Source organism: Bradyrhizobium sp. SPXBL-04 (genome assembly GCF_051853035.1).
Lineage (GTDB): Bacteria > Pseudomonadota > Alphaproteobacteria > Rhizobiales > Xanthobacteraceae > Bradyrhizobium > Bradyrhizobium zhanjiangense.
In genome coordinates this window covers 8556888-8581848 of the sequence record NZ_CP182472.1, presented here as the reverse complement: position 1 = coordinate 8581848, position 24961 = coordinate 8556888, and the positions used below count along the sequence as shown (strand labels likewise).

19 protein-coding genes, 1 tRNA gene and 2 pseudogenes are annotated in these 24961 nt (G+C 64.1%); 14 read left to right on the top strand and 8 right to left on the bottom strand.

What is annotated here, in order from left to right; all coding sequences use genetic code 11:
- Positions 1 to 91: 91 nt before the first annotated feature.
- Entirely contained in the window at positions 92 to 517 is a 426-nt protein-coding gene (locus tag ACNJX8_RS40845) for a DUF1330 domain-containing protein (RefSeq protein ID WP_128930311.1), read from the top strand.
- Between the two features lie 134 nt (positions 518 to 651).
- Here ACNJX8_RS40845 and ACNJX8_RS40840 read toward each other — a convergent pair whose 3' ends face one another.
- Positions 652 to 1878, bottom strand: a complete 1227-nt coding sequence (locus ACNJX8_RS40840) for an ABC transporter substrate-binding protein (protein WP_128930310.1) — start codon at positions 1876 to 1878, stop codon at positions 652 to 654.
- 146 nt (positions 1879 to 2024) lie between these two features.
- On the bottom strand, positions 2025 to 2441 hold the full coding sequence (locus ACNJX8_RS40835) for a DUF1304 domain-containing protein (RefSeq protein WP_206734833.1): 417 nt from the start codon (positions 2439 to 2441) through the stop codon (positions 2025 to 2027).
- 40 nt (positions 2442 to 2481) lie between these two features.
- Between ACNJX8_RS40835 and ACNJX8_RS40830 the strand changes: the two genes are divergently transcribed.
- Entirely contained in the window at positions 2482 to 3012 is a 531-nt protein-coding gene (locus ACNJX8_RS40830) for a methylated-DNA--[protein]-cysteine S-methyltransferase (RefSeq protein ID WP_439359145.1), read from the top strand.
- A gap of 136 nt (positions 3013 to 3148) precedes the next feature.
- Here the strand turns inward: ACNJX8_RS40830 and ACNJX8_RS40825 are convergent, their stop codons facing one another.
- Entirely contained in the window at positions 3149 to 5938 is a 2790-nt protein-coding gene (locus ACNJX8_RS40825; protein WP_439359144.1) for a [protein-PII] uridylyltransferase, read from the bottom strand.
- Between the two features lie 208 nt (positions 5939 to 6146).
- On the opposite strand from ACNJX8_RS40825, the pseudogene ACNJX8_RS40820 reads away from it, so the two are divergent.
- The 4 genes and pseudogenes from ACNJX8_RS40820 to ACNJX8_RS40805 all read left to right on the top strand — a co-directional run bounded on the left by ACNJX8_RS40820 (position 6147) and on the right by ACNJX8_RS40805 (position 9249).
- Positions 6147 to 6982, top strand: a pseudogene (locus ACNJX8_RS40820) (aliphatic sulfonate ABC transporter substrate-binding protein).
- A gap of 306 nt (positions 6983 to 7288) precedes the next feature.
- A pseudogene (locus tag ACNJX8_RS40815) lies at positions 7289 to 7706 on the top strand (ATP-binding cassette domain-containing protein).
- Between the two features lie 55 nt (positions 7707 to 7761).
- Positions 7762 to 8271, top strand: coding sequence for an OsmC family protein (locus ACNJX8_RS40810; protein ID WP_164934821.1), 510 nt, complete (start codon positions 7762 to 7764; stop codon positions 8269 to 8271).
- 177 nt (positions 8272 to 8448) lie between these two features.
- Positions 8449 to 9249, top strand: coding sequence for a hypothetical protein (locus tag ACNJX8_RS40805; RefSeq protein ID WP_128930306.1), 801 nt, complete (start codon positions 8449 to 8451; stop codon positions 9247 to 9249).
- Positions 9250 to 9361: 112 nt separating this feature from the next.
- Here the strand turns inward: ACNJX8_RS40805 and mutS are convergent, their stop codons facing one another.
- Positions 9362 to 12103 carry a DNA mismatch repair protein MutS gene (gene mutS, locus ACNJX8_RS40800; protein WP_439359143.1) on the bottom strand — a complete coding sequence of 914 codons (2742 nt, stop codon included), beginning with the start codon at positions 12101 to 12103 and terminating at the stop codon, positions 9362 to 9364.
- A 215-nt stretch (positions 12104 to 12318) separates the two neighbouring features.
- Here mutS and pcaF point away from each other — a divergent pair, with 215 nt between their 5' ends.
- The gene (gene pcaF, locus ACNJX8_RS40795; protein WP_128940398.1) at positions 12319 to 13527 is read left to right on the top strand and encodes a 3-oxoadipyl-CoA thiolase; all 1209 of its coding nucleotides are present in this window, start codon (positions 12319 to 12321) and stop codon (positions 13525 to 13527) included.
- Positions 13528 to 13586: 59 nt separating this feature from the next.
- Here pcaF and ACNJX8_RS40790 read toward each other — a convergent pair whose 3' ends face one another.
- Positions 13587 to 13928, bottom strand: coding sequence for a hypothetical protein (locus tag ACNJX8_RS40790; RefSeq protein ID WP_128940397.1), 342 nt, complete (start codon positions 13926 to 13928; stop codon positions 13587 to 13589).
- A gap of 194 nt (positions 13929 to 14122) precedes the next feature.
- Here ACNJX8_RS40790 and ACNJX8_RS40785 point away from each other — a divergent pair.
- Positions 14123 to 14212: transfer RNA gene (locus ACNJX8_RS40785), tRNA-Ser, on the top strand.
- 33 nt (positions 14213 to 14245) lie between these two features.
- Here ACNJX8_RS40785 and ACNJX8_RS40780 read toward each other — a convergent pair.
- Positions 14246 to 14497: a hypothetical protein gene (locus ACNJX8_RS40780; protein ID WP_439359142.1), complete on the bottom strand. Its 252-nt coding sequence runs from the start codon at positions 14495 to 14497 to the stop codon at positions 14246 to 14248.
- 136 nt (positions 14498 to 14633) lie between these two features.
- On the bottom strand, positions 14634 to 15536 hold the full coding sequence (locus ACNJX8_RS40775) for a LysR family transcriptional regulator (RefSeq protein ID WP_164939670.1): 903 nt from the start codon (positions 15534 to 15536) through the stop codon (positions 14634 to 14636).
- A gap of 106 nt (positions 15537 to 15642) precedes the next feature.
- On the opposite strand from ACNJX8_RS40775, the gene ACNJX8_RS40770 reads away from it, so the two are divergent.
- From ACNJX8_RS40770 to ACNJX8_RS40755, 4 genes are read left to right on the top strand one after another with little or no spacing between them, the layout of a single operon-like run.
- A complete protein-coding gene (locus ACNJX8_RS40770) occupies positions 15643 to 17265 on the top strand; it encodes an FAD-dependent monooxygenase (RefSeq protein WP_439359141.1) in 1623 nt (540 codons plus the stop codon).
- A gap of 17 nt (positions 17266 to 17282) precedes the next feature.
- On the top strand, positions 17283 to 18134 hold the full coding sequence (locus ACNJX8_RS40765; protein ID WP_439359140.1) for an alpha/beta fold hydrolase: 852 nt from the start codon (positions 17283 to 17285) through the stop codon (positions 18132 to 18134).
- Entirely contained in the window at positions 18097 to 19542 is a 1446-nt protein-coding gene (locus tag ACNJX8_RS40760; RefSeq protein ID WP_439359139.1) for an MFS transporter, read from the top strand. The genes ACNJX8_RS40765 and ACNJX8_RS40760 overlap by 38 nt, the downstream gene beginning before the upstream one ends.
- 13 nt (positions 19543 to 19555) lie before the next feature.
- Positions 19556 to 20743 carry a M24 family metallopeptidase gene (locus ACNJX8_RS40755; RefSeq protein WP_439359138.1) on the top strand — a complete coding sequence of 396 codons (1188 nt, stop codon included), beginning with the start codon at positions 19556 to 19558 and terminating at the stop codon, positions 20741 to 20743.
- A gap of 608 nt (positions 20744 to 21351) precedes the next feature.
- On the opposite strand, the gene ACNJX8_RS40750 is transcribed toward ACNJX8_RS40755, so the two are convergent.
- Entirely contained in the window at positions 21352 to 22317 is a 966-nt protein-coding gene (locus tag ACNJX8_RS40750; protein WP_439359137.1) for a LysR family transcriptional regulator, read from the bottom strand.
- A 57-nt stretch (positions 22318 to 22374) separates the two neighbouring features.
- On the opposite strand from ACNJX8_RS40750, the gene ACNJX8_RS40745 reads away from it, so the two are divergent.
- Entirely contained in the window at positions 22375 to 24045 is a 1671-nt protein-coding gene (locus ACNJX8_RS40745; RefSeq protein WP_439359136.1) for an MFS transporter, read from the top strand.
- 43 nt (positions 24046 to 24088) lie between these two features.
- The gene (locus ACNJX8_RS40740) at positions 24089 to 24961 is read left to right on the top strand and encodes an MBL fold metallo-hydrolase (protein WP_439359135.1); all 873 of its coding nucleotides are present in this window, start codon (positions 24089 to 24091) and stop codon (positions 24959 to 24961) included.

The window sequence follows — 24961 nt, the reverse complement described above, 5'->3', positions numbered from 1 at the left end:
CGCGATTAGGAGGTGCGGCATTCGCCGGTCGCAGTTCCGCTTCTGAGGCGCCGGAGCTAGGATCGCCCGCATCAAGAAAGAGGGAACTCGCATGGGCCACATCGATCCGACCAAGGAGATCTTTGCGCAATTCCGGGACAACGACCGCCCGGGCCCGATCCACATGCTCAACCTGGTGCGCCTGCGCAAGGAGGCGGCCTACCCGGACGGCCGCAAGGCGAGCGGCGCGGAAGCCTATGCGGCCTATGGTCGCGAGAGCGGCCCAGTGTTCGAGCGCCTCGGCGGCCGCATCATCTGGCAGGGCAGGTTCGAGCTGATGCTGATCGGTCCGCAAGACGAGCGCTGGGACCATTGCTTCATCGCCGAATATCCCAGCGTTGCTGCCTTCGTCGAGATGATCCGCGATCCCGTCTATCGCGAAGCGGTCAAGCATAGGCAGGCAGCGGTGGAGGATTCGCGGCTGATTCGGCATGCAGTGCTGCCGGTGGGGAAGAACTTTGGCGAGATACCGACGTAGTCCGTAGCGTGGGCAAAGCGCCGGAGTGCGCGAATGCGCATTCCGGCGCGTGCCCACCACGTCTCATGCGATCGTGGAGAGATGGTGGGCACGGCGCTGCGCGCCTATGCCCACCCCACCCTACGAGGCCAACACTAACCCGACGGCCCGGTGTCTGCGATGATCGGTCCGAACAGCTCCCAGCGCTCGCCGTTGAACTTCATCATCTGCATCTGCTTGTTGATGCGATAGTCGTTCGGGCCCGTGGTGATCTTGATGCCGGGCAGCGCCAGGCTCGGCGTATAGCCCTTGATGCCGGCGACCTGCTTCATGACGTTCTCACGCGTCAGGTTGTCGCCGCATTGCTTCAGAACCTGCACCAGCAGCTCGGCCACCGAATAGGCGTAGGTGTTGACGGTGTTGAGCTTGTCGCCTTCCGGAAAATACTTGTCCATGAAGGCGAAGAAGGCCTTCACGCCCGGATCGTCCTTCCACTGGGGATCGCCGGGGTCCTTGCCGTAATTGGTGGAGATGATGCCCTTGGAGATGTCGAGGCCTGCTGGCTTCAACGTCGCCGACACCGGGCTCGCATTGATGTCGAGGATATGCACCGGGCTCCAGCCGAGGTCGGCAAGCTTCTTGATCGCCTGAGCCGCGAATTTCGGCGTCGACGCGTCATAGAACAGGTCGGCGCCCATCGATTTCAGCTTGACCACCTGCGAGTCGACGGTCGGGTCGGTGACCTCATAGGAGACCTCGCCGACGATCATGCTGGCGGCCTTGTCGCCGAGACCGCTCTTGAGGCCCGCGAGATAGTCGCGGCCCATATCGTCGTTCTGATAGAGCACGCCGATCTTGGCGTTGGGATGATTGGCGAGGATGTATTTTGCGTAGATGCGCCCCTCGGACACGTAGTTCGGATTATAGGCGATGGTCCAGGGATAGTTCTGCGGGTCGTTGAACCGCGCCGCGCCGGTCGAGGCGAGGAGCTGCGGGATCTTCTTGCCGTTGAGATATTTCTGCACGGCGGCGTTCGCAGCGGTGCCGATCAGCTGGAAAGTGAACAGCACCTCGTCGCCTTCGACCAGCTTGCGCACCTGCTCGACAGTCTTCGGCGGCGAATAGGCGTCGTCATACTGGATCAAATTGATCTTGCGACCGTTGATGCCGCCCTGATCGTTGATCATCTTGAAATAGGCGGCCTGGGTCTTGCCGATATTGGCGTAGACGGAATAGGCGCCGGAGAACGGGACGGTCTGGCCGATCTTGATCTCGGTGTCGCTCGCGCCGGTGTCGTATTTCTTCTGGGCGAGGGCTTGGCTCGCGGAGAACGCGAAGGCGAGCGCCGTCGTGGCAGCTAGGAAGGCTCTGCGATTGGTCATATTGGGTCGTTCCTCCTGACGGAATTTTCGATCGATGGTCTTTGTCCGTTGATTGCAACGGTCGCCATCGCTGCCGAAGATTGTGGAGGAACGTTCGCCGCCGCGCAAGGATCACGGCGCTGCGCCGTAGCGCCTCAGGCCAAAAGCTAGGCCAGGAACAATGCCACCAGCGCAATCGCCGCCGGCAGCGCCTGCACCATCAGGATGCGTGAGCTGACGGTCGCGGCGCCATAAGCGCCAGCCACGATCACGCAAAGCAGGAAGAACGCCTTGATCTGGAACGCGAAGGCAGGATTGCCGTGAACGAGACCCCAGATCAGGCCGGCGGCGAGGAAGCCGTTATAGAGGCCCTGATTGGCGGCCAGCACCTTCGTCATCTCGGCCTTGTCAGGCGTGTTGCGAAACACCTTCAAGCCCAGCGGCTTGTCCCAGAGAAACATCTCCAGGATCAGGAAGAAGACATGCAGGATGGCGACCAGCGCCACCAGAAGATTGGCGATCAAAATCAAGTTGAGCTCCCCCAAAAGCGTCAGCTTTCGGGTGGACGTTAGCACGGCCGGCATGGCAAGTGCGACGGACGTATTTCGATGCAACGGTGCCGCAATGCCCGCTCGATCAACCAAAACGCCTGAACGCTTCGGTCTCGATCGCCTGGCAACGCCGATCGGCATCGCGCTGCTCGTCACCGACGCCGAGGGCGTGTTGCGCGCACTCGATTGGGAAGACTACGAGCACCGTATGCGGGAGCTGTTGCGGCTGCATTATGGTGCGGTGGACCTCCGCGATCAGCCTGCACCGACGCAGATGCGGACTGCGCTGTCGGGCTATTTTGAAGGCGACCTCGGCCAGCTCTCGGCCATCGCATGGCGCATCGCCGGCACGTCGTTCCAGCAAAAGGTCTGGACCGCGCTCGCACAAATCCCCACTGGGACCACGATGAGCTATGGCGCGCTCGCCGCAAGGATCGACATGCCCAAAGCGATTCGCGCCGTCGGCCACGCCAACGGCTCCAATCCGATCAGCGTGGTGCTGCCCTGCCACCGCCTGATCGGCGCGGATGGCTCACTGGTGAAATACGGCGGTGGCCTCGAGCGCAAGCGCTGGCTGCTGCGGCATGAAGGGGTGGAGGTGTAGTCCGGCCGTCATTCCGGGGCGCCGCGGAGCGGCGAGCTATGGTGCGCAATTGCGCACCTGAGAATCTATGGCGACACCGAGTCTGCGGATGAATGGATTCCGGGCTCGCGCTACGCGCGCCCCGGAACGACGAGGGTCACGCCGCCGGCTGCACCGCCTTGTCGCCGGCCATCACATGGGTTAGCGCGCTCTTGATTGCGGCCTGCCGTGTCGGCGCGTTGATCTGCGCGCCCAGGAGGTCGGTGACGTAGAACACGTCGCGCGCGCGCTCGCCGAAGGTCGCGACATGGGCCGAGGCGATGTTGAGGTTGAGCTTCGAGATCGCGGTGGTCAGCTCGTAGAGCAGGCCGGGGCGGTCGAGGCCGGAGACCTCGATCACGGTGTAACGGTCGGACCATTGGTTGTTGATGGTCACTTCCGGCTCGATCACGAAGGGCTTCGCCTTGCTGCGCACGGTGCGCCGCGCCACCACTTCCGGCAGGCGCAGCTTGCCTTCCAGCACGTCCTCGATCATCTCGCCGATCCGCGTGGCGCGCCGTCCCTCGTCCTCGTCGCGGTCGTATTCTCGGGAGATCGAGATCGTGTCGAGGGCGCGGCCGTCGGTGGTGGTGTAGATCTGGGCGTCGACGATGTTGGCGCCGGCCGAGGCGCAGGCGCCGGCGATGATCGAGAGCAGCCAGGGATGGTCGGCCGCGAAGATCGTGAGCTCGGTGACGCCGCGCACCTCGTCGAAGCCGACATTGATCGCGAGCTTGTGGCCGGCCTGCTCGCTGGAGCGGACGAAGCGGGCATGGCGAATTTTGCGCGGCAGCTCGACCTTGAGCCAATAGGCCGGATAGTGCCGGCCGATATAGGCATCGAGCTCATCCTCCGGCCATTCGGCGAAGGCCATGCGGAATTCGGCGTAGGCGGCCGCGAGGCGCTTGCCGCGATCGACTTCCGAGAAGCCGCCGGTCAGCACCGGCTCGGTCTCGTAATAGAGCGAGCGCAGCAGCTGCGCCTTCCAGCCGTTCCACACGCCCGGGCCGACGCCGCGGATATCGGCGGTGGTGAGAATCGTCAGCAGCTTCATCTGCTCGACCGACTGCACCACGGCGGCGAAATTCTCGATGGTCTTGCGATCCGACAGGTCGCGCGACTGTGCGACCGTCGACATCGTCAGGTGTTCCTCGATCAGCCAGGCCACAAGCTCGGTATCGGCCGGACTGAAGCCGAGCCGCGGGCACAGCCGCCGCGCCACCTTGGCGCCGGCGATGGAGTGATCCTCCAGCCGGCCCTTGGCGACGTCGTGCAGCAGCGTCGCGATGTAGATCACCGCGCGGTGCTCGGGCCTCGTCTTGCGCATGAGGTCGCTGGCGAGCGCGAACTCCTCGATGCCGCCGCGCTCGATGTCCTGGAGGAAGCCGATGCAGCGGATCAGATGCTCGTCAACGGTGTAGTGATGATACATGTTGAACTGCATCATCGAGACGATCTTGCCGAAGGCGCGGATGAAGTGACCGAGCACGCCGGTCTCGTTCATCCGTCGCAGCACGGTCTCGGCGTCGTTGGAGGTCAGGATCTCCATGAACAGCCGATTGGCCTCGGGATTCTCGCGAAGCTGCCCGTTGATCAGGCCGAGCGAGCGCGTCACGTCGCGCATCGCATCCGGATGAAAGGCGAGGTTGTTCTTCTGCGCCAGGCGGAAGATCCGGATCAAATTGACCGGATCGTGCTTGAAGACATCGGGCGCAGCGATGTTGATGCGGTTGTTGTCGACGATGAAGTCGTCGCTATCAGGCACGCGCCGCTTCACGGTGCTGGGCCGCAGCCGCGCCATCATCCGGCTCAGCACCGGCGCCGGCTTGGCCTGCTGGTCCTCGAGCTTGGCGCAGAGGATGGCGGTGAGGTTGCCGACTTCCTTGGCGACCAGAAAGTAGTGCTTCATGAAGCGCTCGACGTCCTGCATGCCGGGATGCGAGGTGTAGCCGAGCCGGACCGCGATCTCGCGCTGCAGGTCGAAGGAGAGGCGCTCCTCGGCGCGATTGCAGTAGAAATGCAGATTGCAGCGCACCGACCAGAGGAAATCGGCGCAGCGGCGGAAGCTGCGATATTCCTGCGCGTCGAACACGCCGCGCTCGACCAGTTCATCGGTGTCGCGGACGCGATAGACGTACTTGGCGATCCAGAACAGCGTGTGCAGGTCGCGCAGGGCGCCCTTGCCGTCCTTGACGTTGGGTTCGACCAGATAGCGCGACTGGCCGCCGCGGCGATGCCGCTCCTCGCGCTCGGCGAGTTTTGCGGTAACGAATTCGGACGCGGTGCCCTGCACCACCTCCTTGTCGAAGCGCTCGACCAATTCGTCATAGAGTGGCTTGTCGCCGGTCAGGAAGCGCGTCTCCAGGATCGCGGTGCGGATCGTCATGTCGCCGCGCGCCTGGCGGATCGATTCGTCGACCGAGCGGGTGGCGTGGCCGACCTTCAGCCCCATGTCCCACAGGCAGTAGAGGATGGCTTCGGCGACCTGCTCGCCCCAGGCGGTCTGCTTGTAGGGCAGGATAAACAAGAGATCGATGTCGGATTCGGGCGCCATCAGGCCGCGGCCATAGCCGCCGGTCGCCACCACCGCCATGCGCTCGGCGCCGCTCGGGATCGGCGAGCGGTAGAGATGCCGCGTTGCCGCTGAATAGAGGATGCGGATGATCTCGTCCTGGACATGGCACAGCCGCTCGGCGCAGCGCCTTCCGTGACGGTCCTTCAAAAGGATCGCCTGTGCCGCGGCGCGCGAGGCGATCAGCTCAGCCTTGAGCAATTGCGCCATGGCCGTGCGGAACGTGTCCTCTCGGCCCTCGTGCTTTTCGGCGAGCGCATCGACCGCGGCGGTGATCCGCGCGGTGTCGAAGCGGTCATCCGTCTCTGGCTTCTTTTCAATCGCGACGCTGTCCATATCTCACCGGATATAAGAGGCGGCAGGCGCTGTCACCCGCCATTCTCTGGCAATAGCCGTTCCATGCTGGAAAGCTGCGGCTTTGGGCAAATCTCTTCTCGGGCCGCGCGCTCGCAAGGGACGGATTTTCTCGTTGACCTCTAGATGTAACTCATTGAAAAACAATGGAGTTTTTCAGGAGACCGAGCATGGCTGGGATCGTATTCTTCTGGCGGGAGCTGTGACGCTCGCATTGACCCCCGCGGCCTAGGCGGCGGACCCGCTCAAGGAAATCCGCATCGACTGGGCGACCTACAATCCGGTGTCGCTGGTGCTGAAGCTCCTGGAGAAAGAGTTCGCCAAGGACGGTATCACGGTCACCTGGGTGCAGTCGGCCGGCTCCAACAAGTCGCTTGAATCCCTCAACGCCGGCTCGATCGACTTCGGCTCGACCGCGGGCTCGGCCGCGCTGGTCGCCCACATCAACGGCAACCCGATCAAGTCGATCTATGTCTACTCGCGTCCTTCTTCCTGATCCGCGCGCTGTTAGGTGCGGGCCTGACGGAAAAAGACATCACCCCGGTGCTGCTCCAGCATGCCGACGGCAAGACTGCGCTGATCCGCGGCGACGTCGATGCCTGGGCCGGACTCGATCCGATGATGGCGCAGGCCGAGGTCGAGGAGGGCGCAAAGCTGTTCTATCGCAAGGCCGATGCCAACACCTGGGGCATCCTCAATGTGCGCGAGCAGTTCTTGACGGACTATCCCGACATTGCGCGCCGCGTCCTCGCGGTCTAGGAGGAGGCGCGCAAATATTCGCTGACGAATTACGACGAGCTGAAGAAGATCTTCATCGCGGTCACGAAACTGCCTGAGGCTGTCGTCGACAAGCAGCTCAAGGAGCGCACCGAGCTCACCCACAGCCGCATCGGCGCGCCGCAACGCGAATCGCTTCTCGCCGCCGGCCTTGCCCTGCAACAGGCCGGTGTCGTCGATGCCAAGATCGACGTGAAGGCGACGCTGGACGCCCTGATCGACGACCAGGTCCCGCTGCCGACGAATTAGTTCGCAGGGAAGAGGCACGCGCGCAGCAAATTCCGCCGTCGTCCCGGGCAAGCGTAAGCGCAGACCTGGGACCCATAATCACAGGGAGTGGTTGTGGCGTGAAGACGGTCACTCCGAGTCCTCGCAACCACGTCTTCCTGTGGCTAGGGTCCCGGATCGGCGCGCGCTGGAGGCGCGCTTGTCCGGGACGACAATGGAGATTGCCTCGCGCCCTTGCATTCCCCGACCAGACGCGGTCCTACCGGCCATGATCTCCCACGCGCCAGTGCTGCAACGATCATCGGAACCAACCGAGAGCGCGGCCGCCTGGCGCTCGACCGGATCAGCAAGACCTATCCCAACGGCGTCGAGGCGCTGGCGCGTTTCTCCGCCGAGATCAGGCAGGGCGAGATCATCGCCATCATCGGCGGCTGCGGCTGCGGCAAGTCAGCATTGCTCCGCGCCATCGCCGGCCTCGATCGGGCCAGCTCGGGCACGGTGACGCTCGACGACGAGGCGATCAGTTCGCCGCATGCCAATGCTCGACGAGCCGTTCTCCGCGCTCGATGCCTTCACCCGCAGGGATCTGGAGGATCATCTGTTCGACCTCTGGGCCGACACGCAGCCGACCTTGATCCTCGTCACGCATGTGCTGACGTTGCTGACGTCACTCGATCGTTCCCTCGACCGTAGCGTACCCGACCGTGACGCAACCCAGGGTCCCGGTCAGGCCCTGTGGTGGTGACAATCCGCCTTCAAGCCGGTACATCGAGGAGCAATCTTTCCGGGAGAGAACGAACATGGACGCTGCCCAATTGCGCCAGATGCAGGCCCCGCTCAAGGAGCGCTACAAGACCGATCCGAAGGCTGCGCTGATCACGCTGAAGGCCAAGGGCTCCACCGACAGCGATGGCATCGCCTGCAAGGTCGAAACCGGCCGCGCCATCGCGATGGCTGGTCTGCATCCCGCCACCGGCGGCTCCGGCCTCGAGCTCTGCTCCGGCGACATGTTGCTGGAAGCGCTGGTCGCCTGTGCCGGCGTCACGCTGAAATCGGTTGCGACCGCGATCGAGGTGCCGCTTAGGACCGGCAATGTCTATGCCGAGGGCGACCTCGACTTCCGCGGCACGCTCGGCGTTGACAAGGAGACCCCGGTCGGCTTCGCCGAGATCCGCCTACGCTTCGAGGTCGACACTGATGCGCCGCAAGACAAGCTCGATCTGTTGCTGAAACTCACCGAGCGCTATTGCGTGGTCTATCAGACCATCAAGAACGGCCCGAAGGTGTCGGTGTCGATGCAGCGGATGTGACTCTCTTACCCTCCCCTGGAGGGGGAGGGTCGATCGCGCGCAGCGCGAGCGGGGTGGGGTGATCTCTCCACTCGGGCACCGTCTCCGTCGAGAGACTGTCACCCCACCCCGCCGCATATTTCGCTGCGCTCAATATGAGCCGACCCTCCCCCTCCAGGGGAGGGTAAGAAGCCAAAAATGTCCCCCGACATCCACTTCATCTTCTTCCTTCTCCTGCGCATGGCGATCGCGGCGGCGTTCGTCGTGACGGCGTCGATCATCACTGAACGCTCGGGGCCGGTGATCGGGGCGCTGGTGGCGACGCTGCCGATCTCGGCGGGACCTTCCTACGTCTTCCTCGCGCTCGACCATGACGCCGCCTTCATCGCGCAAGGCGCGCTGTCGAGCCTTCCGGTGAACGCCGCGACGATCGTGCTTGGCCTCTGCTATGTCGTGCTGGCGCAGCGGAACAATCTGCTGGTGAGTGCAGGCAGCGCGATAGCGGTGTGGATCGTGCTGGCCTCCCTCATCCGCCTGTTCGACTGGACCTTGACGGCCGGGCTCGCCGTGAACCTGATTGCCTTCGGCATCTGCATTCCGCTGCTCGCTAGGTACCGCCACGTGAAGATGCCGTTGGTCACGCGTCGCTGGTACGACATTCCGTTCCGCGCCGCGCTGGTGGCGACACTGGTCGCGATCGTGGTTTCGACGTCGGGCTGGGTCGGCCCGCGGGTGTCCGGCATCATCGCGCTCTACCCGATCGTCTTCACCAGCATGATGGTGATCCTGCACCCGCGCATCGGCGGCCCGCCGACCGCCGCGGTGCTCGCCAACTCCGCCTGGGGCCTGCTCGGGTTTGGTATGGCGATCGCAGTGATGCATCTCGGCGCCGCAAACTTCGGCTCCGCGATCGGCCTCAGCATGGGTCTCGCCACCTGCATCGTGTGGAATCTGACGCTTTGGTGGAACGGGCGAAGGAAGCGGCTGGCGGTGGCGTGAGCTTCGTACCGTAGGGTGGGCAAAGGCGCGCATTTCGCGCGCCGTGCCCACCATCTGCCTGCGGATTCGCCGTTGCATGGTGGGCACGCTTCGCTTTGCCCACCCTACGGCACTATGACTGCTTCGGCAGTTTCGCCTTCAACGCATACAGCGCATCCAGCGCCTCGCGAGGCGACATCTCGTCGGGATGTAACGCCTTCACCGCTTCCATCAAAAGCTCCGCTTCGCTCGGCGGCGCGGCTTCCGCGGCGGCGCGCGAAGGCACGGCGAACAGCGGCAGATCGTCGGCGAGCGCGCGCGCGGTCTGGCCGCGGTCCTGGGCCTCCAGCTTCGCCAACACCGACTTGGCCCGCGTGATCACGGCCGGCGGCAGGCCGGCGAGCTTGGCGACCTGGATGCCGTAGGAGCGGTCGGCCGAGCCCGGCAGCACCTCGTGCAGGAACACGACATTGCCCTGCCACTCCTTCACCCGCACGGTGGCGTTGAACATGCGCGGCAGTTTTGCCGAGAGCGCGGTCAGCTCGTGATAGTGCGTCGCGAACAGCGTGCGGCAGCGATTGCTCTCGTGCAGATGCTCGATCGCGGCCCAGGCGATCGAGAGTCCGTCGAAGGTCGCGGTGCCGCGGCCGATCTCGTCGAGGATCACGAGTGCGCGCTCGCCGGCCTGGTTCAGGATCGCCGCGGTCTCGACCATCTCGACCATGAAGGTGGAGCGGCCGCGGGCGAGATCGTCGGCGGCGCCGACGCGCGAGAACAGGCGATCGACGATACCGATCCGCGCCCGCGTCGCCGGCACGAAGCTGCCGATCTGCGCCATCAGGGCAATCAGCGCGTTCTGGCGCAGAAAAGTCGATTTACCGGCCATGTTGGGACCGGTGAGCAGCCAGAGCTGGCCGGACTTCTGTCCGGGCGCCGGCGACAGATCGCAGGCATTGGCGATGAACGGCTCGCCATTGCGCTTGAGCGCCTGCTCCACCACGGGATGGCGGCCGGCCTCGATGGCGAAGCCGAGCGAGGTATCGACCTCGGGCCGCACATAGCTCTCGTCGACCGCCAGCTTGGCGAGGGACGTCGCGACATCGAGCAGCGCAAAGCCGTGCGCGGCGGCGCGCAAGTCTTCACTGATCTCGAGCGCCTTGGCGGACAGCCGCTCGAAGATTTCGAGCTCGAGCCCGAGCGCGCGGTCGCCGGCATTGGCGATCTTGGCCTCGATTTCCCCGAGTTCGGAGGTCGTGAAGCGCACCTGGCCCGCCAGCGTCTGGCGATGAATGAAAGTCGCATTCAGCGGCGGCGACATCAGCTTGTCGCCGTGCTGCGCGGTCACCTCGACGAAGTAGCCGAGCACGTTGTTGTGCCGGATCTTCAGGGCCTTCACGCCGGTTTGGTCGGCGTAGCGGGCCTGCATCGAGGCCACCACCAGGCGCGAGGCATCGCGCAGATTGCGGGCTTCGTCCAGCGCGGGCTCAAAGCCTTGACGCACGAAGCCACCGTCGCGCTTGATCAATGGCAGTTGCTCGTCGAGCGCGCTGGCAAACTCGGATGCGAGCTGGCGCGACGGCTTTTGCAGCGCCGCCATCACCGCCACGATCTCGTGCGGCGGCTGGTCGAGCTCGCCTAGCCGCGCCAGCGCCTGGTCGGCTGCGATGATGCCGTCGCGGATGCCGGCGAGATCGCGTGGGCCGCCACGTCCGACCGACAGCCGCGCCAAGGCGCGCGACATGTCGGGGGCGCCGCGCAGGATGCTGCGGATGTCTTCGCGCGTTGCCGAATCGGCAACGAAGGTGCTGACGGCGTCGAGCCGCCGCGCGATCGCCGGCGCATCGGTCAGCGGCGCCGCTAGACGCTGCGCCAGCAGGCGCGAGCCGGCCGAGGTCACGGTGCAGTCGATGGCGTCGAGCAGCGAGCCACGGCGTTCGCCGGCGAGCGTGCGCGTCAATTCGAGATTGGCGCGGGTGGCGGGATCGATCGCCATGGTCGCGCCCGAGGCCTCGCGCGCTGGCGGCGACAGCGGCGGATGCTTGCCGACCTGGGTGCGGTCGACATAGGTGACGGCGGCGGCCGCAGCCGTGGCTTCCAGCCGCGTGAGCTGCGCCAGCCCGTCCATGGTCGCGACCGCGAAATAATCGCACAGCCGCTTTTCGGCGGTGGCGCCGTCGAAGACGTCGCGGGTCAGCGGCGTCACCGCCGGCAGCTCGCGCAGGGTCTGTCCGAGCTCGCTGTCGTTGTAGAGTGCGTCGGTGACGATCGCCTCGTTCGGGTTGATGCGCGCCAGCGTCGCGGCGAGCTCGCCGCTAGAGCATTCGGTCACCATGAATTCGGCGGTCGAGATGTCGATCCAGGCAAGGCCAAAGCGGTCGCCGCCGGTGGAGGAGCGGGCGCGCGCGATCGCCAACAGGTAGTTGTTGGCACGCGCGTCGAGCAGCGTGTCCTCGGTCAGCGTGCCCGGCGTGACCAGCCGCACCACGCCGCGGCGCACCACGCTCTTGTTGCCGCGCGCTTTCGCTGCCGCAGGATCCTCGGTCTGCTCGCAGACCGCGACCCGGTGGCCGGCCGAGATCAGGCGGTGCAGGTAATCCTCGGAACGCTCGACCGGCACGCCGCACATCGGGATGTCGTTGCCCTGATGCTTGCCGCGCTTGGTCAAGACGATGCCGAGGGTCTTGGAGGCAATCTCGGCGTCCTCGAAGAACAATTCGTAGAAGTCGCCCATCCGGTAGAACAGCAGCAAGCCCTGATGCGCCGCCTTGATTTCAAGGTACTGTTCCATCATCGGCGTCACGCGCGCGGCGGCTTCCGCTGGCGGAGCGGGCGTGGATTCGGGCTCTGGCGCGGGAATGGGCTGTTGCATTGTCATGGGCGGCGCAACCTACAAAATTTCGCCCCTTGCTCCTATCGCTTTGGCCGGAGAGGCGAGGTTTTCCACGTTGTCCGCACGGCGGCATGCGTGGCGGACGGCAGGCCCTGCAAAACGCACGCGAAACCGTCAATTGACCTGCCGCGGGCGCCCTCCTAAAACTCCGCGGACATTGAAGAATTTGGGCCGGATCGCGGCATTCAGGGAGAACAACGATGCGTGACGTCTTTATCTGCGATGCCGTGCGGACCCCGATCGGCCGTTTCGGCGGCTCACTCGCCAAGGTGCGCGCCGATGACCTCGCCGCTACCCCGATCAAGGCGCTGATGGCCAAGCATCCCAATCTCGACTGGGCCCAGGTCGACGAAGTGTTCTTCGGCTGCGCCAATCAGGCCGGCGAGGACAATCGCAACGTCGCACGCATGGCGCTTCTGCTTGCGGGCTTGCCGGATTCGGTTCCCGGTCAGACCCTGAACAGGCTCTGCGCCTCCGGCCTGGATGCGGTCGGCGCCGCGGGGCGCGCGATCCGCTCCGGCGAGATCGAGCTTGCGATTGCCGGCGGCGTCGAGTCGATGACCCGCGCGCCCTTCGTGATGGGCAAGGCACAGGAGGCGTTCTCGCGCTCTGCCGAGATCTTCGACACCACGATCGGCTGGCGCTTCATCAATCCGCTGCTCAAGGCGCAGTACGGCGTCGATGCGATGCCCGAGACCGGCGAGAACGTCGCCGAGGAATTCCAGGTCTCGCGCGCCGACCAGGATGCCTTCGCCATCCGCTCGCAGCAGCGTGCGGGCGCGGCGATTGCCGCCGGCTATTTTGCGGAAGAGATCACGCCGATCACGATTCCCGGCGGCAAGGCCGGCCCCATCACAGTCGACAAGGACGAGCATCCGCGGCCCGAGACGACGCTGGAGGGCCTCGCCAAGCTGAAGCCGATCGTGCGCAATCCGGGCACGGTCACCGCCGGCAACGCCTCCGGCGTCAATGACGGCGCCGCCGCGATGATCCTCGCATCCGAAGCCGCAGTGAAGAGGCACGGCCTGACGCCCCGCGCACGCATTCTCGGCCTCGCCTCGGCCGGCGTGCCACCGCGCATCATGGGCATTGGACCTGTGCCGGCGACCCGCAAGCTGATGGAGCGGCTCGGCAAGAAGATCAGCGATTTCGATTTGATCGAGCTGAACGAAGCTTTCGCCTCGCAGGGCATCGCCTGCATGCGTCAGCTCGGCGTGCCTGATGATGCCGACTTCGTCAATCCGCATGGTGGCGCCATCGCGCTCGGCCATCCCCTCGGCATGAGCGGCGCCCGTCTCGCGCTCACCGCCGTGCATGGCATGGAAAAGCGCGGCGGCAAGCTCGCGCTGGCCACCATGTGCGTCGGCGTCGGCCAGGGTGTCGCGGTTGCGATCGAGAAGCTGAATTGAGGTCTCCCCCTCTCTCTCCCCGTTCTTACGGGGGGAGAGAGAGAGAGAGAACGACTGCCTCAATAGCAATACGACACGCCGTCCAGAATCGCGCACTGCCGCTTGTTCGGTGCATTGGGATCGTCCAGCGGCACGATGCCCTTGCCCTGGCCGACGAACACGCCGGGCCCGACATGCACCGAGCTCTTGTTGCCGATGATCACGCTCGGATGCGGCGTCGAGCTCGAGCGGGTGCCGTCCGGCCAGATGATGGCATCGCCCGAAAGCACCCCGCGCCGCCCGTCGTCGCAGTTCACGTCAACGCCCTGCCGGGTGCAGACCTGCGCCATCGCCGGCGTGGCGAGGGCGATACCCAGGGCCGAAATCAGGCTCAGCGCAGTGATGGTCTTGCAGACGGTCATGGCATCCCCCTGGCGGTTTGGCGTCCTCACGTGAATCGTCGCCCCAAACCCGCCGCAGGTTCAGCTGACGGGCGGATCGGGCGTCGATCGGCATCAGATATTCTCTCGTAAATACAATATGTTGCGGAAAATTCGCCCGATTTACCCGCGATCCCTTGCAAAATCGTCGGCGCCCCTTCAAGAGAGGGCGCTCCGGAGAGATGGCCGAGTGGCTTAAGGCGCACGCTTGGAAAGCGTGTGTGCGGGAAACCGTACCGTGGGTTCGAATCCCACTCTCTCCGCCATTTGCGCGATTTTTTACGCTAGCTCACGATTTTCTACGATTTCGTACGATCGATGGGGGCGGCTCGCCGGGCGATGTGCGCTATCTCACGGCCAGTCTTTCTCCAACAGATAAAGCGGTCCGTGAAGCCAAACTCGCCCATCATGCTGCGAACGCTCAACAAGGAGCTGCGTCCGCGGTCGTCTCGGCCGATCAGCATCGGCAGCAACACGACGTCTAGGTCGACGATCCCCGGCTCGATCGAGACGCACTGCCAGGTGACGTGACTGGTAGCGGTCACTGTCATGAAGGGCATCAGGTTAGCCGGCAATCATCTACATTGTTCACATCTTGCTTTCGGGTTCGTCATTCGCCTCATTGAAGCTGAGGCCCGAATACGCGTAGGGCGCCTATCCGAACTGGCATGAAGGAATAGGTTTGGTTTAGCGGGATCTCGCGCGCGTCGGCATCGTCAGGATCTTGCCGTCGTCGATAAGATTGCTGCAGACCTCCTTTAAAGCTGCAACGACTTCGCGGGTGGCGCGGCTAACGGGCCGGCCCCGCGGCAGGGCGAGGACGCGGTCGGCGCGCATCCATGGCAAGAGCGCCGCCGACAGGGTGCCGGCCGCCACTTCCTGGTGAATCCCCGAGAACGGCAACAGCCCGTAGCCAAGTCCCGAGCCCACGATCTGTTTCATCGGCGTGGTGCTCTCGACCCGCAAGGAGAACGGCACGTCTGGCGGGAACGGGTTGCGGCTGAGCGGTACGACGGCGGTCGGCAGATCATTGACCTCCTTGCGCGTCAGCCGGCCGCGCTTGAGCCTGGGATCGCGCGGCGGACCGATCAGGAAGACCGGCTCGACCACCAGCGTTTCGTAGTCGAGATGGTCGTTGGGTTGTGGCGTGGTGACGATGGCGAGGTCGAGCTCGGCGCGCAGCAGATGATCGCACATCGTCTCGGTCAGGCCCTCGCTCAACTCCAGCCGGACGCGCGGAAAGCGCGTGGTGAATATCTTTGCCAGCGGCGCGTAGAAGTTGTCGGCGAGGCTCGAGGGCGCTCCCAGCCGCACCGTGCCGCTGGGCTCGCGGTTTTCCGTGCGTACCTCCGCCTTGACGTCATCGATGGCGCCGAGCAGCCAGCGCCCGCGCGCCAACAGCACCTTGCCGGACTCGGTTACCGAGACGCCGCGCGCGCCGCGCTCGAGCAAGGCGCCTCCCAATTCGTGCTCGAGTTCCTTGACGTGGCGGCTGAGCGCCGACTGCGCGACGTTGAGGGCGCTGGCCGCGGCGCCGAAGCCGCCGCGCTCGGCCACCGCCACGAAATAGCGAAGCTGCCGCAGGTCCATTCCATCCTCCATCTCGGTCTGAGATGGAGATCATATCAAACATATTCTTGTGAGATACTAAAAACCGGGCAGTCTGCTGCCAAAAGTAGATCGAGAGGAAACGAGCATGGACATCGCCGCGGAAGCGCCCCGCCGCACGTCGGTACTTATTGTTGGCGGCGGACCGGTTGGCCTCGCCATGGGGCTGTTGCTCGACCGCTTCGGGATCGACGCCGTCATCGTCGAGAAGAGCCCGACCACGACAGATCATCCGAAATCGCGCGGCTGCTGGGTCCGCACCATGGAGATCTTCCGGCAATGGGGGATCGAGCAGGCGATCCGCGACCGCGGGCTGCAGGATGATTCCGACATGTTCGTGCAGGTCGAAAGCATCGCCGGCCGCGAGATCAGCCGGTCGCGCCCGGAGCCCAATCTCGGGCAGACGCCCGCGTGGAAATGCCTGGTGGCGCAGGATGCGGTGGAAGAGGAGATCTACCGGGTCATCGAGCATTCCAACCTGGTGCAGGTGCAATTCTCGACCGAATTCGTCGGCTTCGAGGAAGTCGAGGACGGTGTCATCTGCGAGATCCGCTCGATTGAAACCGGCCGCAGCGAACATTGGCACGCCAGGTATCTGCTGGCCTGCGACGGCGCCGGCAGCCAGACGCGCCGGGCCGCCGGCATCGACATGGTGGGGCCGGCCTGCCTGTCGGTGCTGCAGAACGAATACTGGCGCGCCGATCTTTCGCGCTTTCCATTGGCGCGCGAGGCCGCCGGCTATCAGGTCTACTCAAAAACGCCGGGCGTGCCGCCGCGCGCCGGCATTCTCAACACCAACGGCCGCGACCGCTGGCTGTCCATCATCCAGATCGGCGAGCAGAAGGACGATCGGCCGCGGCCCTGGACCGATGCCGAGATGATCGAGATCATCCGCGCCCATGTCGGCGTTCCCGATCTCGAAGTGACGTTGCTCAACCGCTCGGTCTGGCGCATGAGCAAGCAGGTCGCGGCGAGTTTTCGCAAGAGCCGCGTGTTTCTCGTCGGCGATGCCGCGCATCGCTTTCCGCCGACCGGCGGTTTTGGCCTCAACTCGGGCGTTCAGGACGCGCACAACCTGGCCTGGAAGCTCGTCTATGTGCTGCGCGGCTGGGCGTCGGAGAAGCTGCTCAACAGCTACGACCTCGAACGCCGGCCGGTGGGGCAATCGAACGCGGATTTCAGTTTTGGCAACATGATCCGCTTCCGGCGGATCGACGAAGCCGTCCGCTCCGGCAACGAGGATCACATCCGCTTCTGGGTGAACGACCTCGACAACCATTTGCACAGCATCGGCCAGGCGCTCGGCTTCACCTATGAAGAGGGCGCGGTCATTCCCGACGGCACGCCGCATGGCGGGCATCTGACCCGCGTCTACCGGCCGTCCGACCGGCCGGGCGGACGCTTTCCCCACATGTGGCTCGACATGCCGCGCAAGCGCTCGACGCTCGACTGGTTCGACAAGGAGTTTACAGTCGTTGCCGGTCCGCAAGGCGAGGCGTGGCTCGAGGCCGGCCGCAACGTGTCGGCGAAAACCGGGCTGCGGCTCAATTTGCAGCAACTGCCCCACGCCCATCCCGCCGATGGCATTCAGATGGGACCGCGCGGCGCGGTGCTGGTGCGTCCCGACGGCCACGTCGCCTGGCGCATGCCCTACATCCCCTCCGATCCCGCGCGCGAATTGGCCGGCGCGCTCGAAACCGTGCTGCATTAGTCATGGATACGATAGCCATGGATACAATCGAAGCCAACGGCACCACGATTGCCTTCAAGCGCAGCGGGGAGGGACCGCCGCTATTGCTTCTGCATGGCGCCGAAGCCGACCACTCGATGTTCGATGCCTTCGGCGCACTACTGGCGCCGCATTTCACCGTGATCGCCTACGACCAGCGCGATTCCGGCGCGACCCGTAATCCGCCGCAGTCCTACGGTCTCGAGGAACTCGCCGACGATGCTGCCGCGCTGATCGCAGCGCTTGGCTATCGGTGCGCCCATGTGTTCGGCACCTCGCTCGGCGGGGTCATCGCGCAGGTGCTGGCCGCACGTCACGCCGGGCGCATCGATCGCCTAGTGCTGTCGAGCACCTTCCGGCCCGGTGCGTCGGTGATGTCGATCAATCCGGAAGGCTTCCCGGCGTTTGCGGCGCTGCGCAACCGCATGCCGGAATCGGTCTGCGAGTTCGCCGAGTATTTTGTGCCGCCCGACTACATCGCGGCGCATCCGGAGGTGCTGGCGATCTTCACCAGCAGCACGCGCGATGCCGAACAGAAGCAGCGCCGCGGCGCCATCCTGACGCAGCCGATCGCGTTCGAGCCCGGCGCGATCACGGCGCCAACGCTGGTGCTGGCTGGTGGTGCCGACCGCCTGATCCCGCCGGCGCATACGCTGTCGCTGGCGCGCGAGATCGCGGGCGCGAAGACCGCGACCATCGCCGGCATCGGCCACATCGGGACCATTCAAGATCCTGCCGCTGTCGCGGCGGAGGTACGGGCATTTTTGCGAGGCGACCAGACAAAACAACGACAAAACACGGAGGAGGATGACCATGGAGACCAAAGGGGAGGATCTCGTCACGCTCTATGACGAGGCGCCGCTCAATGCCCGTTACTGGGTCAGCATGGCGCTAGCCGTCACGACAAGCATCTTTGATTTTTTCGACTTCTTCATCGTGGGCTTCCTGGTGGCGGTGCTGGCCCCGCAATGGCACCTGACGTTCGGCCAGACCTCGGTCATGCTGCTCAGCGCCGGCGTCGGCGCGATCGTCGGATCACTGGCCTGGGGCGCGCTGGCGGATCATTTCGGCCGCAAGACGTTGACGGTCGCAGGCGTCGTTCTTTGCGCGCTGGGCGCAGGCTCCATCTCGATCATCCCGGACGGCGCGTGGATCCTGTTCGCGTGCCTGCGCTTCGTCGTCGGCTTCGGCATCGGCGCGGTTGCCGCGGTCGCGCTGCCACTGATCGTCGAATATACGCCGACACGGCACCGCACGATCCTGACCAGCGTCACGGTGATCCCGGTCTCGCTCGGAATCCTCGCGGCGTCGCTCACGGCCGCGACGCTGTTGCAGCTGATCGGTTGGCGCGGCCTCGCGGCGCTGGGCTTCTCGCCGCTGGCGCCGGCGATCCTGATCGCACTCGTTATGCCGGAGTCCGTGCGCTGGCTGGTATCGCGCGGGCGTCACGCCGAGGCGCGCCGCATCGTCGGCCGGGCATTAAACGTGCCGCCGGATAATTTGCCGCAGCCGGCTATCGCGCCGGCAGGCCATGTGCGGTCGCCGGCCTCGAGCTTCGCCGATCTGTTGGCCAAGCCAAAACTGTTCTGGCTCACGGTGATCGTCTGGTTCGGCGCGAGCACGGCCAATTACGGCGTGTTCCTGTGGGGGCCCACGATCGTCGCGCTGCTGATGGGCGTGTCGCCGATGCAGGCCGCCCATCTCTTCGTCTTCGTCAGCCTGACCGGCATGCTCGGCCGTACCGCGTTCTCGTTCCTGCCGCAATGGCTTGGGCGGCGGCGCTGCGGTGAGATCATGGGCTATGGCATCGCGCTTTCGCTCGGCGCGGCGGCGCTGTTCTTCGACCGCATCATCTTTGGCTATCCGGCGTTCGTCGTGCTGTTGATTCCGGCCGCGCTGTTCTTCGATGGCGGCTTTTCCAACATCGCGCCGTATTCCGCCGAGATCTTTCCGGTGCGGCTAAGCGCGCGCGGCGTGGGACTGGCGCAGGCCGCCAACGGTGTCGGAAAGATTTCGGGACCGCTCTGCCTCGCGCTGATCGCCGGCGCGTCGAATCTGATCACGCCCAAGGCCACCATCGAGGCCGTCACTCCGGCGTTTCTGTTCCTGGCCGCCTGCGGCCTCGCGATCGGGCTCGCCTTCAGCCTGCTTGGTATCGAAACCCATGGCAAGCCGCTGGCGCTAGAGAGCGGCGATCCGGCCGTAGCACCGCGCGAAACGGTGCCGGTGCGCGAGCACGCCACGACCCAGCGAGCATAATTGGAGCAAGGGCATGAATGTAGCGGACAGGAAGATCACAGCGCGCGCGCCGTTCGATACCGAAAAGCTCGACCGGCTGATGCACGAGGCGGGGCTCGACGCGCTGGTCGTCACGTCCCGCCACAACGTTCAGTATCTGCTCGGCGGCTATCGCTTTTTCTTCTTCGACGCGATGGAGGCGATTGGCGTCAGCCGCTATTTGCCGGTGTACGTCTATCAGCGCGGGCGTCCGGAGAATGCGCTCTATATCGGCAACCGCATGGAAGGGTTCGAGAAGGAACTCGGCCGCATTGCGGCGCCCGCGGTCAAGACCGCTTCCTGGGGTAGCACGGACGCGATCCGTCTCGCCATCGATCACATCAAGGCGCTGGGCGCCGACGTGAAACGCGTCGGGTTCGAGCCGAGTTTCCTGCCGTCCGATGCCAAGGATCTCCTGAGCAAAGAGCTCGGCGGCGCGTCGCTGGCGGACGCGCAATTCGTGCTGGAACGGCTGCGCGCGGTCAAGACCGCGGCAGAGCTTGACCTGGTGCGTGAAGCTTCCGAGCGCGTGGTGGACGCGATGACGGCGACCTTCGACATCTGCGCGCCGGGCATGAGCAAGCACGATATCGTCGATCGGCTGCGGCGCGAGGAACACGACAGGGACCTTGTGTTCGAGTACTGCCTGATCGCTGCCGGCAACAGCCACAACCGCGCACCCTCCGATCAGCGCCTGAAGGCGGGCGACGTGATCTCGCTCGATTCCGGCGGCAACTATAAAGGCTATATCGGCGACCTCAGCCGCATGGGCGTGGTGGGCGAGCCCGACGCGGAATTGCACGACCTGCTGCACGAGATCGAGGAGATCCAGCAGGTAGCGCGCGGCGCGATCAGCCCCGGTGCGCGTGGCGGCGACATCATCGCCGCCGGCGAAGAGGCGGTGCGCCGGGCGCCGCATGGCAATGTGCTGGACTACACGGCGCACGGCATCGGCCTTGTCAGTCACGAGGCGCCGCGGCTCACCGGACGTGGGCCGGTGCCTTATGCGCCTTACGATGCCGATCGGCCGCTGCAGCCCGGGATGGTGATCTCGGTCGAGACCGCGATGCTCCATCCTTCGCGCGGCTACATCAAGCTTGAGGATACGCTGATCGTCACTGAGGATGGCTGGGAAGCCCCCGGCGACATCGCACGCGGATGGAACATCGCGGGCAAAGCCTGAGTTTTCGAAATGGTGGGCATGGTGCTCAAACGGATGTTGCTGACCAGGGATTTCTGGTCGGGAATGCTGTTTGCCGCGTTCGGGATCGCCGCTCTCGCGTTTCGGCCATGACCTGCGGATCGGTTCTGCGGCACGCACGGGGCTGGGATTTGTGCCCCATGCGCGCGACGGCAATTTGCCTTTCGCTTGTCGCTCGATGGGGTTGTTGTCGATGATGGGCCATCGGCTGAACAGGCTTTTGCCGGCGGCGAAATCCCATTTCGGGCCGTAGCTCGAATGGTGGGTTTTGGTCTATGAAGGTCGAAAATGCTTTATTGTTCAATGGGAGTTGACTGACACTCTCTCCGCCATTTGCGCGATTTCGTGCGCCAAACTACGATTTGGCGCGTTTGAATTCGTTAGCTTGGCCGAATGTACGAAATGGCTGGCCTGACGGAGTCCAATATCATCGTCGCCATCAACAAGGACGAGGGCCTCTCTTCCAGCTCGTCGGCCAGACCGCGACACACAGGCGGCCCGGAGTTGGCTGAAATGTCGAAGAAATCTTGAGTCTTCTTCGGCCGGGGCGCTGCGTCAAATGAGCAAGTGGTTCACTTCAGCTCGCGTTGCTAGCCTGCGGCGCAGTCCTTGAGTTGCTGCCGAAGCCATTGATGCCCGCGATCGTTATCGAATCTGGCGTGCCAGGTGGCGTGCAGCGTGAAGGGCCTCGTATCGAAGGGCAGGGGCAGGGGTTGCAGGACATCACGGTAGCGGTTGAGAAAACGCTGCGGAAGAGTGCAAACGAGGTCGGTCGACTGTAGCAAGAGCGGCACGACGCTGTAGTGCTGAACTGACACGGCGACGCGACGCGTCAGCCCGTCCTTCGCCAGGACATCGTCGATGAAGCCGCGAAAGCCGCCGCCTTCTCCCGAAACGATGACATGCTCCAGGCGCGAATACTCTCTCATCGTGGGCCGCCGCAATCCGCGCGGATGATCCTTGCGCTGGGCCATCATGAACCGTTCTTCGAGCAGCGGCTGGGACGGCATTCCGCTTGGGACCGCATCTTTCGAAACCAGCGCAACGTCGAGATCTCCCGCCTCGAGCTGGCCGGCCAATTTCGTCACATCGATCGAGCGGAAAGCGAACCGGATGCCCGATAAGCCATCCCGTCGCGAGAACGCAACCAGCCGCGATCCAACGATAGCGGTTGCGTTGTCGTTCGCGCCGATCGTGAAAGTTCGATCCGATTTCTTTGGGTCGAAGCCAGATGGTGGGCCGATAACATCTTGCAGATTCTGCAGAGCAAGTCGCAGGGGTTCCTTGAGCTCATTTCCCCGCGGAGTTAGGACCATGCCTTTTCCCGAGGCGGCAGGCGTCAGCAACTGATCCTTGAAGATATCGCGAAGCCTGGCCAGTTGGGCCGAAAGTGCCGGTTGGCTGATGCCAAGCCGTGCGGCCGCGCGGGTGACGTTCCTCTCATCGAGCATCACCTTGAGCGATACGAGTAGAGGCATGTCGTGTGCCCTGACATCCACCTGGATTATACCTCCTATCTCATCTATCGATTTCAAATATCCCACGACGGAGGACATCAACGCAAGCCGGATCGTATGAGCCGCGAACGCGGACAACACAGTTGGGGGTTACAGATGAGGAAGCTGCCAAACGCCGGTCCTGTCGCGGCGGAGCCCACCATCGAGTTGCAGCGAAAGGTCATGATCGCAGCGACTGTCGGTACGGTCATCGAGTGGTACGATTTCTTCATGTACATCTCGGTGGCTTCGGCCATCTCGGTCAATTTCTTCTCGGGCGACAATCCGGTCTGGGCCAATGTCTTCGCGCTTCTCACCTTCGGCACGGGCTATCTCGTTCGTCCGTTCGGAGCGCTGGTGTTCGGTCGCATCGGCGACATGATCGGACGCAAGCAAACATTTCTCACCACGATCCTGATGATGGGATTTTCGACCGTTGCCGTCGGTCTGGTGCCGAGCTATGCGTCGATCGGCCTGTGGGCGCCTTCGATCTTGATCCTGCTGCGAATGATCCAGGGATTGGCTCTTGGCGGCGAGTATGGCGGCGCTGCGACCTACATCGCAGAGCATGCCCCGCAGGGGCGCCGCGGCTGGCTGACGTCCTGGCTGCAAACGTCTGCACCGATCGGCTTCGTTCTTTCGATGCTATCCGTGTATCTCATGCGCGCCAGCATGACGCCCGAGGCATTCAATGACTGGGGCTGGCGCATCCTGTTCATCAGTTCGGTGTTGCCGCTCGCGATCTCGGTCTGGATTCGGTTGAAGCTGCAGGAATCGCCGCTCTTCCTCAAGATGAAGAACGAGGGAACGCTCTCGAAGTCTCCGATCTACGACACCCTCCGGGTGCTGCCGAATCTGAAACGCGTGTTGATCGCGATGTTTGCGATGGTCGTCCCCCAGAGCGTGCTGCTGGTCGGTGCTCAGATCTATTCTCTGGTGTTTCTCACCGGCACGGCCAAGGTCGATCCGCAGATCGCGAGTCTCCTGGTCGGTGCGGCCCTGATGCTGACGCTGCCGGTGATGATCTTCTTCGGTTGGTTGAGCGACCGCTACGGCACCAAGATATTTATCCTGGCCGCCTGCGTCATCGGCACGTTCACCTACCTCCCGCTCTACAAGGCGCTTATCTTCTATGCCAACCCTGCGCTGTATACGGCGCAAGCCGTCGTCCCGGTCACCGTTGCAGCGGATGCATCGGAGTGTTCCTTCCAATTCAATCCGGTCGGAACGGCGAAGTTCGCCACGGGGTGCGACATCGCCAAGAACGCCTTGATACGATTCGGAGCACCTTATTCCACAAGGTCCGAAGCAAAAGGCGCGGTCGCGACGGTTTTCGTCGGAGCCAGGGCAATTCCGGTTGCCACGACAGGGCAGGCTCCGGACGTTGCGGCGTTCACCGGCAAGCTGAAGCATGCGCTGGAGGAGGCTGGATATCCGAGCCGTGCCGATCCAAGTGCGATGAATTTCGCCATGATCATCCTGGTGCTGGCGGCGCTGAGCACGGTTGCCGGCATGATCTTCGGTCCGTTGGCGTCGGCGATGACCGATCTGTTTCCGCCCCAGGTGCGCTACACGTCGGTCTCGTTCAGCTATCATGTGGGTAACGGCTATTTCGGTGGCCTCTTGCCGGCGATCGCCGCGGCACTCCAGATCTCGAGCGGCGACATATACGCCGGTCTTTACTACATGATGGTCGTTTCGGCGATCTCGTTCTTCCTCGGCTTGTTCTGGCTTCAATCGGTGCCGGCAGCGGTCAAGGTCGAGTCAGTCGCGACCGTCACGGCCTAGCGGTCACGCTTCAATCTGCACAAAGCACGAAAGCCTGTTTCAAATGACCGCAGTGCACGCGATCGGCAACGTTGCCATTCGTCAGGTTATCGAAATCCGAGGTCCGGGTTTCACCCCGGACTTCCTCTTCCCGGATTGGGATCAGTCGGTTCTGGAGAAGCACCGAGCATTGATGATCCCGGATTGCTTCGACGAGGCGGAGGGGCGCTTCATCGCGAGCATCCACACCTGGGTTCTGAAGACGCAGCACCACACGATCCTGATCGACAGTTGCGCGGGCAACGACAAGAACCGTCCGATGCTGCCGCGCTTTCATCAGTTGAATCTGCCGTTCCTCGACCGGCTGGCGGAAGCCGGCGTCTCACCCGAACAGGTCGATTATGTCTGCTGTACTCACCTGCACGCGGATCATTGCGGTTGGAACACGCGACTCCTCAACGGCCGCTGGGTGCCGACGTTCCCGAATGCCAAGTACGTCTTCTCCAAGGCCGAGTACGATCATTGGTCCGGCCCGGCTGGCAAGGAAGGCTTCAGCGCCGGCGTATTCGAGGACAGCGTTCTTCCTGTCATCCAGAGCGGACAGGCCGAGATCGTCGATGGCGAGGCTGCGATCGGGGACGGTCTTACGTTCCATCCAACCCCGGGGCATAGCCCTGGTCACGTCGCGATCCAGCTCTGTGACCAGGGGCAGAAGGCACTCTTCAGCGGCGACATCATGCATCAGCCCCTTCAGATCTTTCGTCCGGACTGGAACAGCGCGTTTTGTGAGCACGAGGAGCACGCCCGCGCATCGCGCCGCTGGCTTCTCGAACAGGCAGCGGAAGATCGCTCGACCGTTTTCACGGCTCATTTCGCCAACACGTCAGCCGGACTCGTCACGCGTAGCGGCGACAGGTTCGACTGGCGGTTCGTGTAA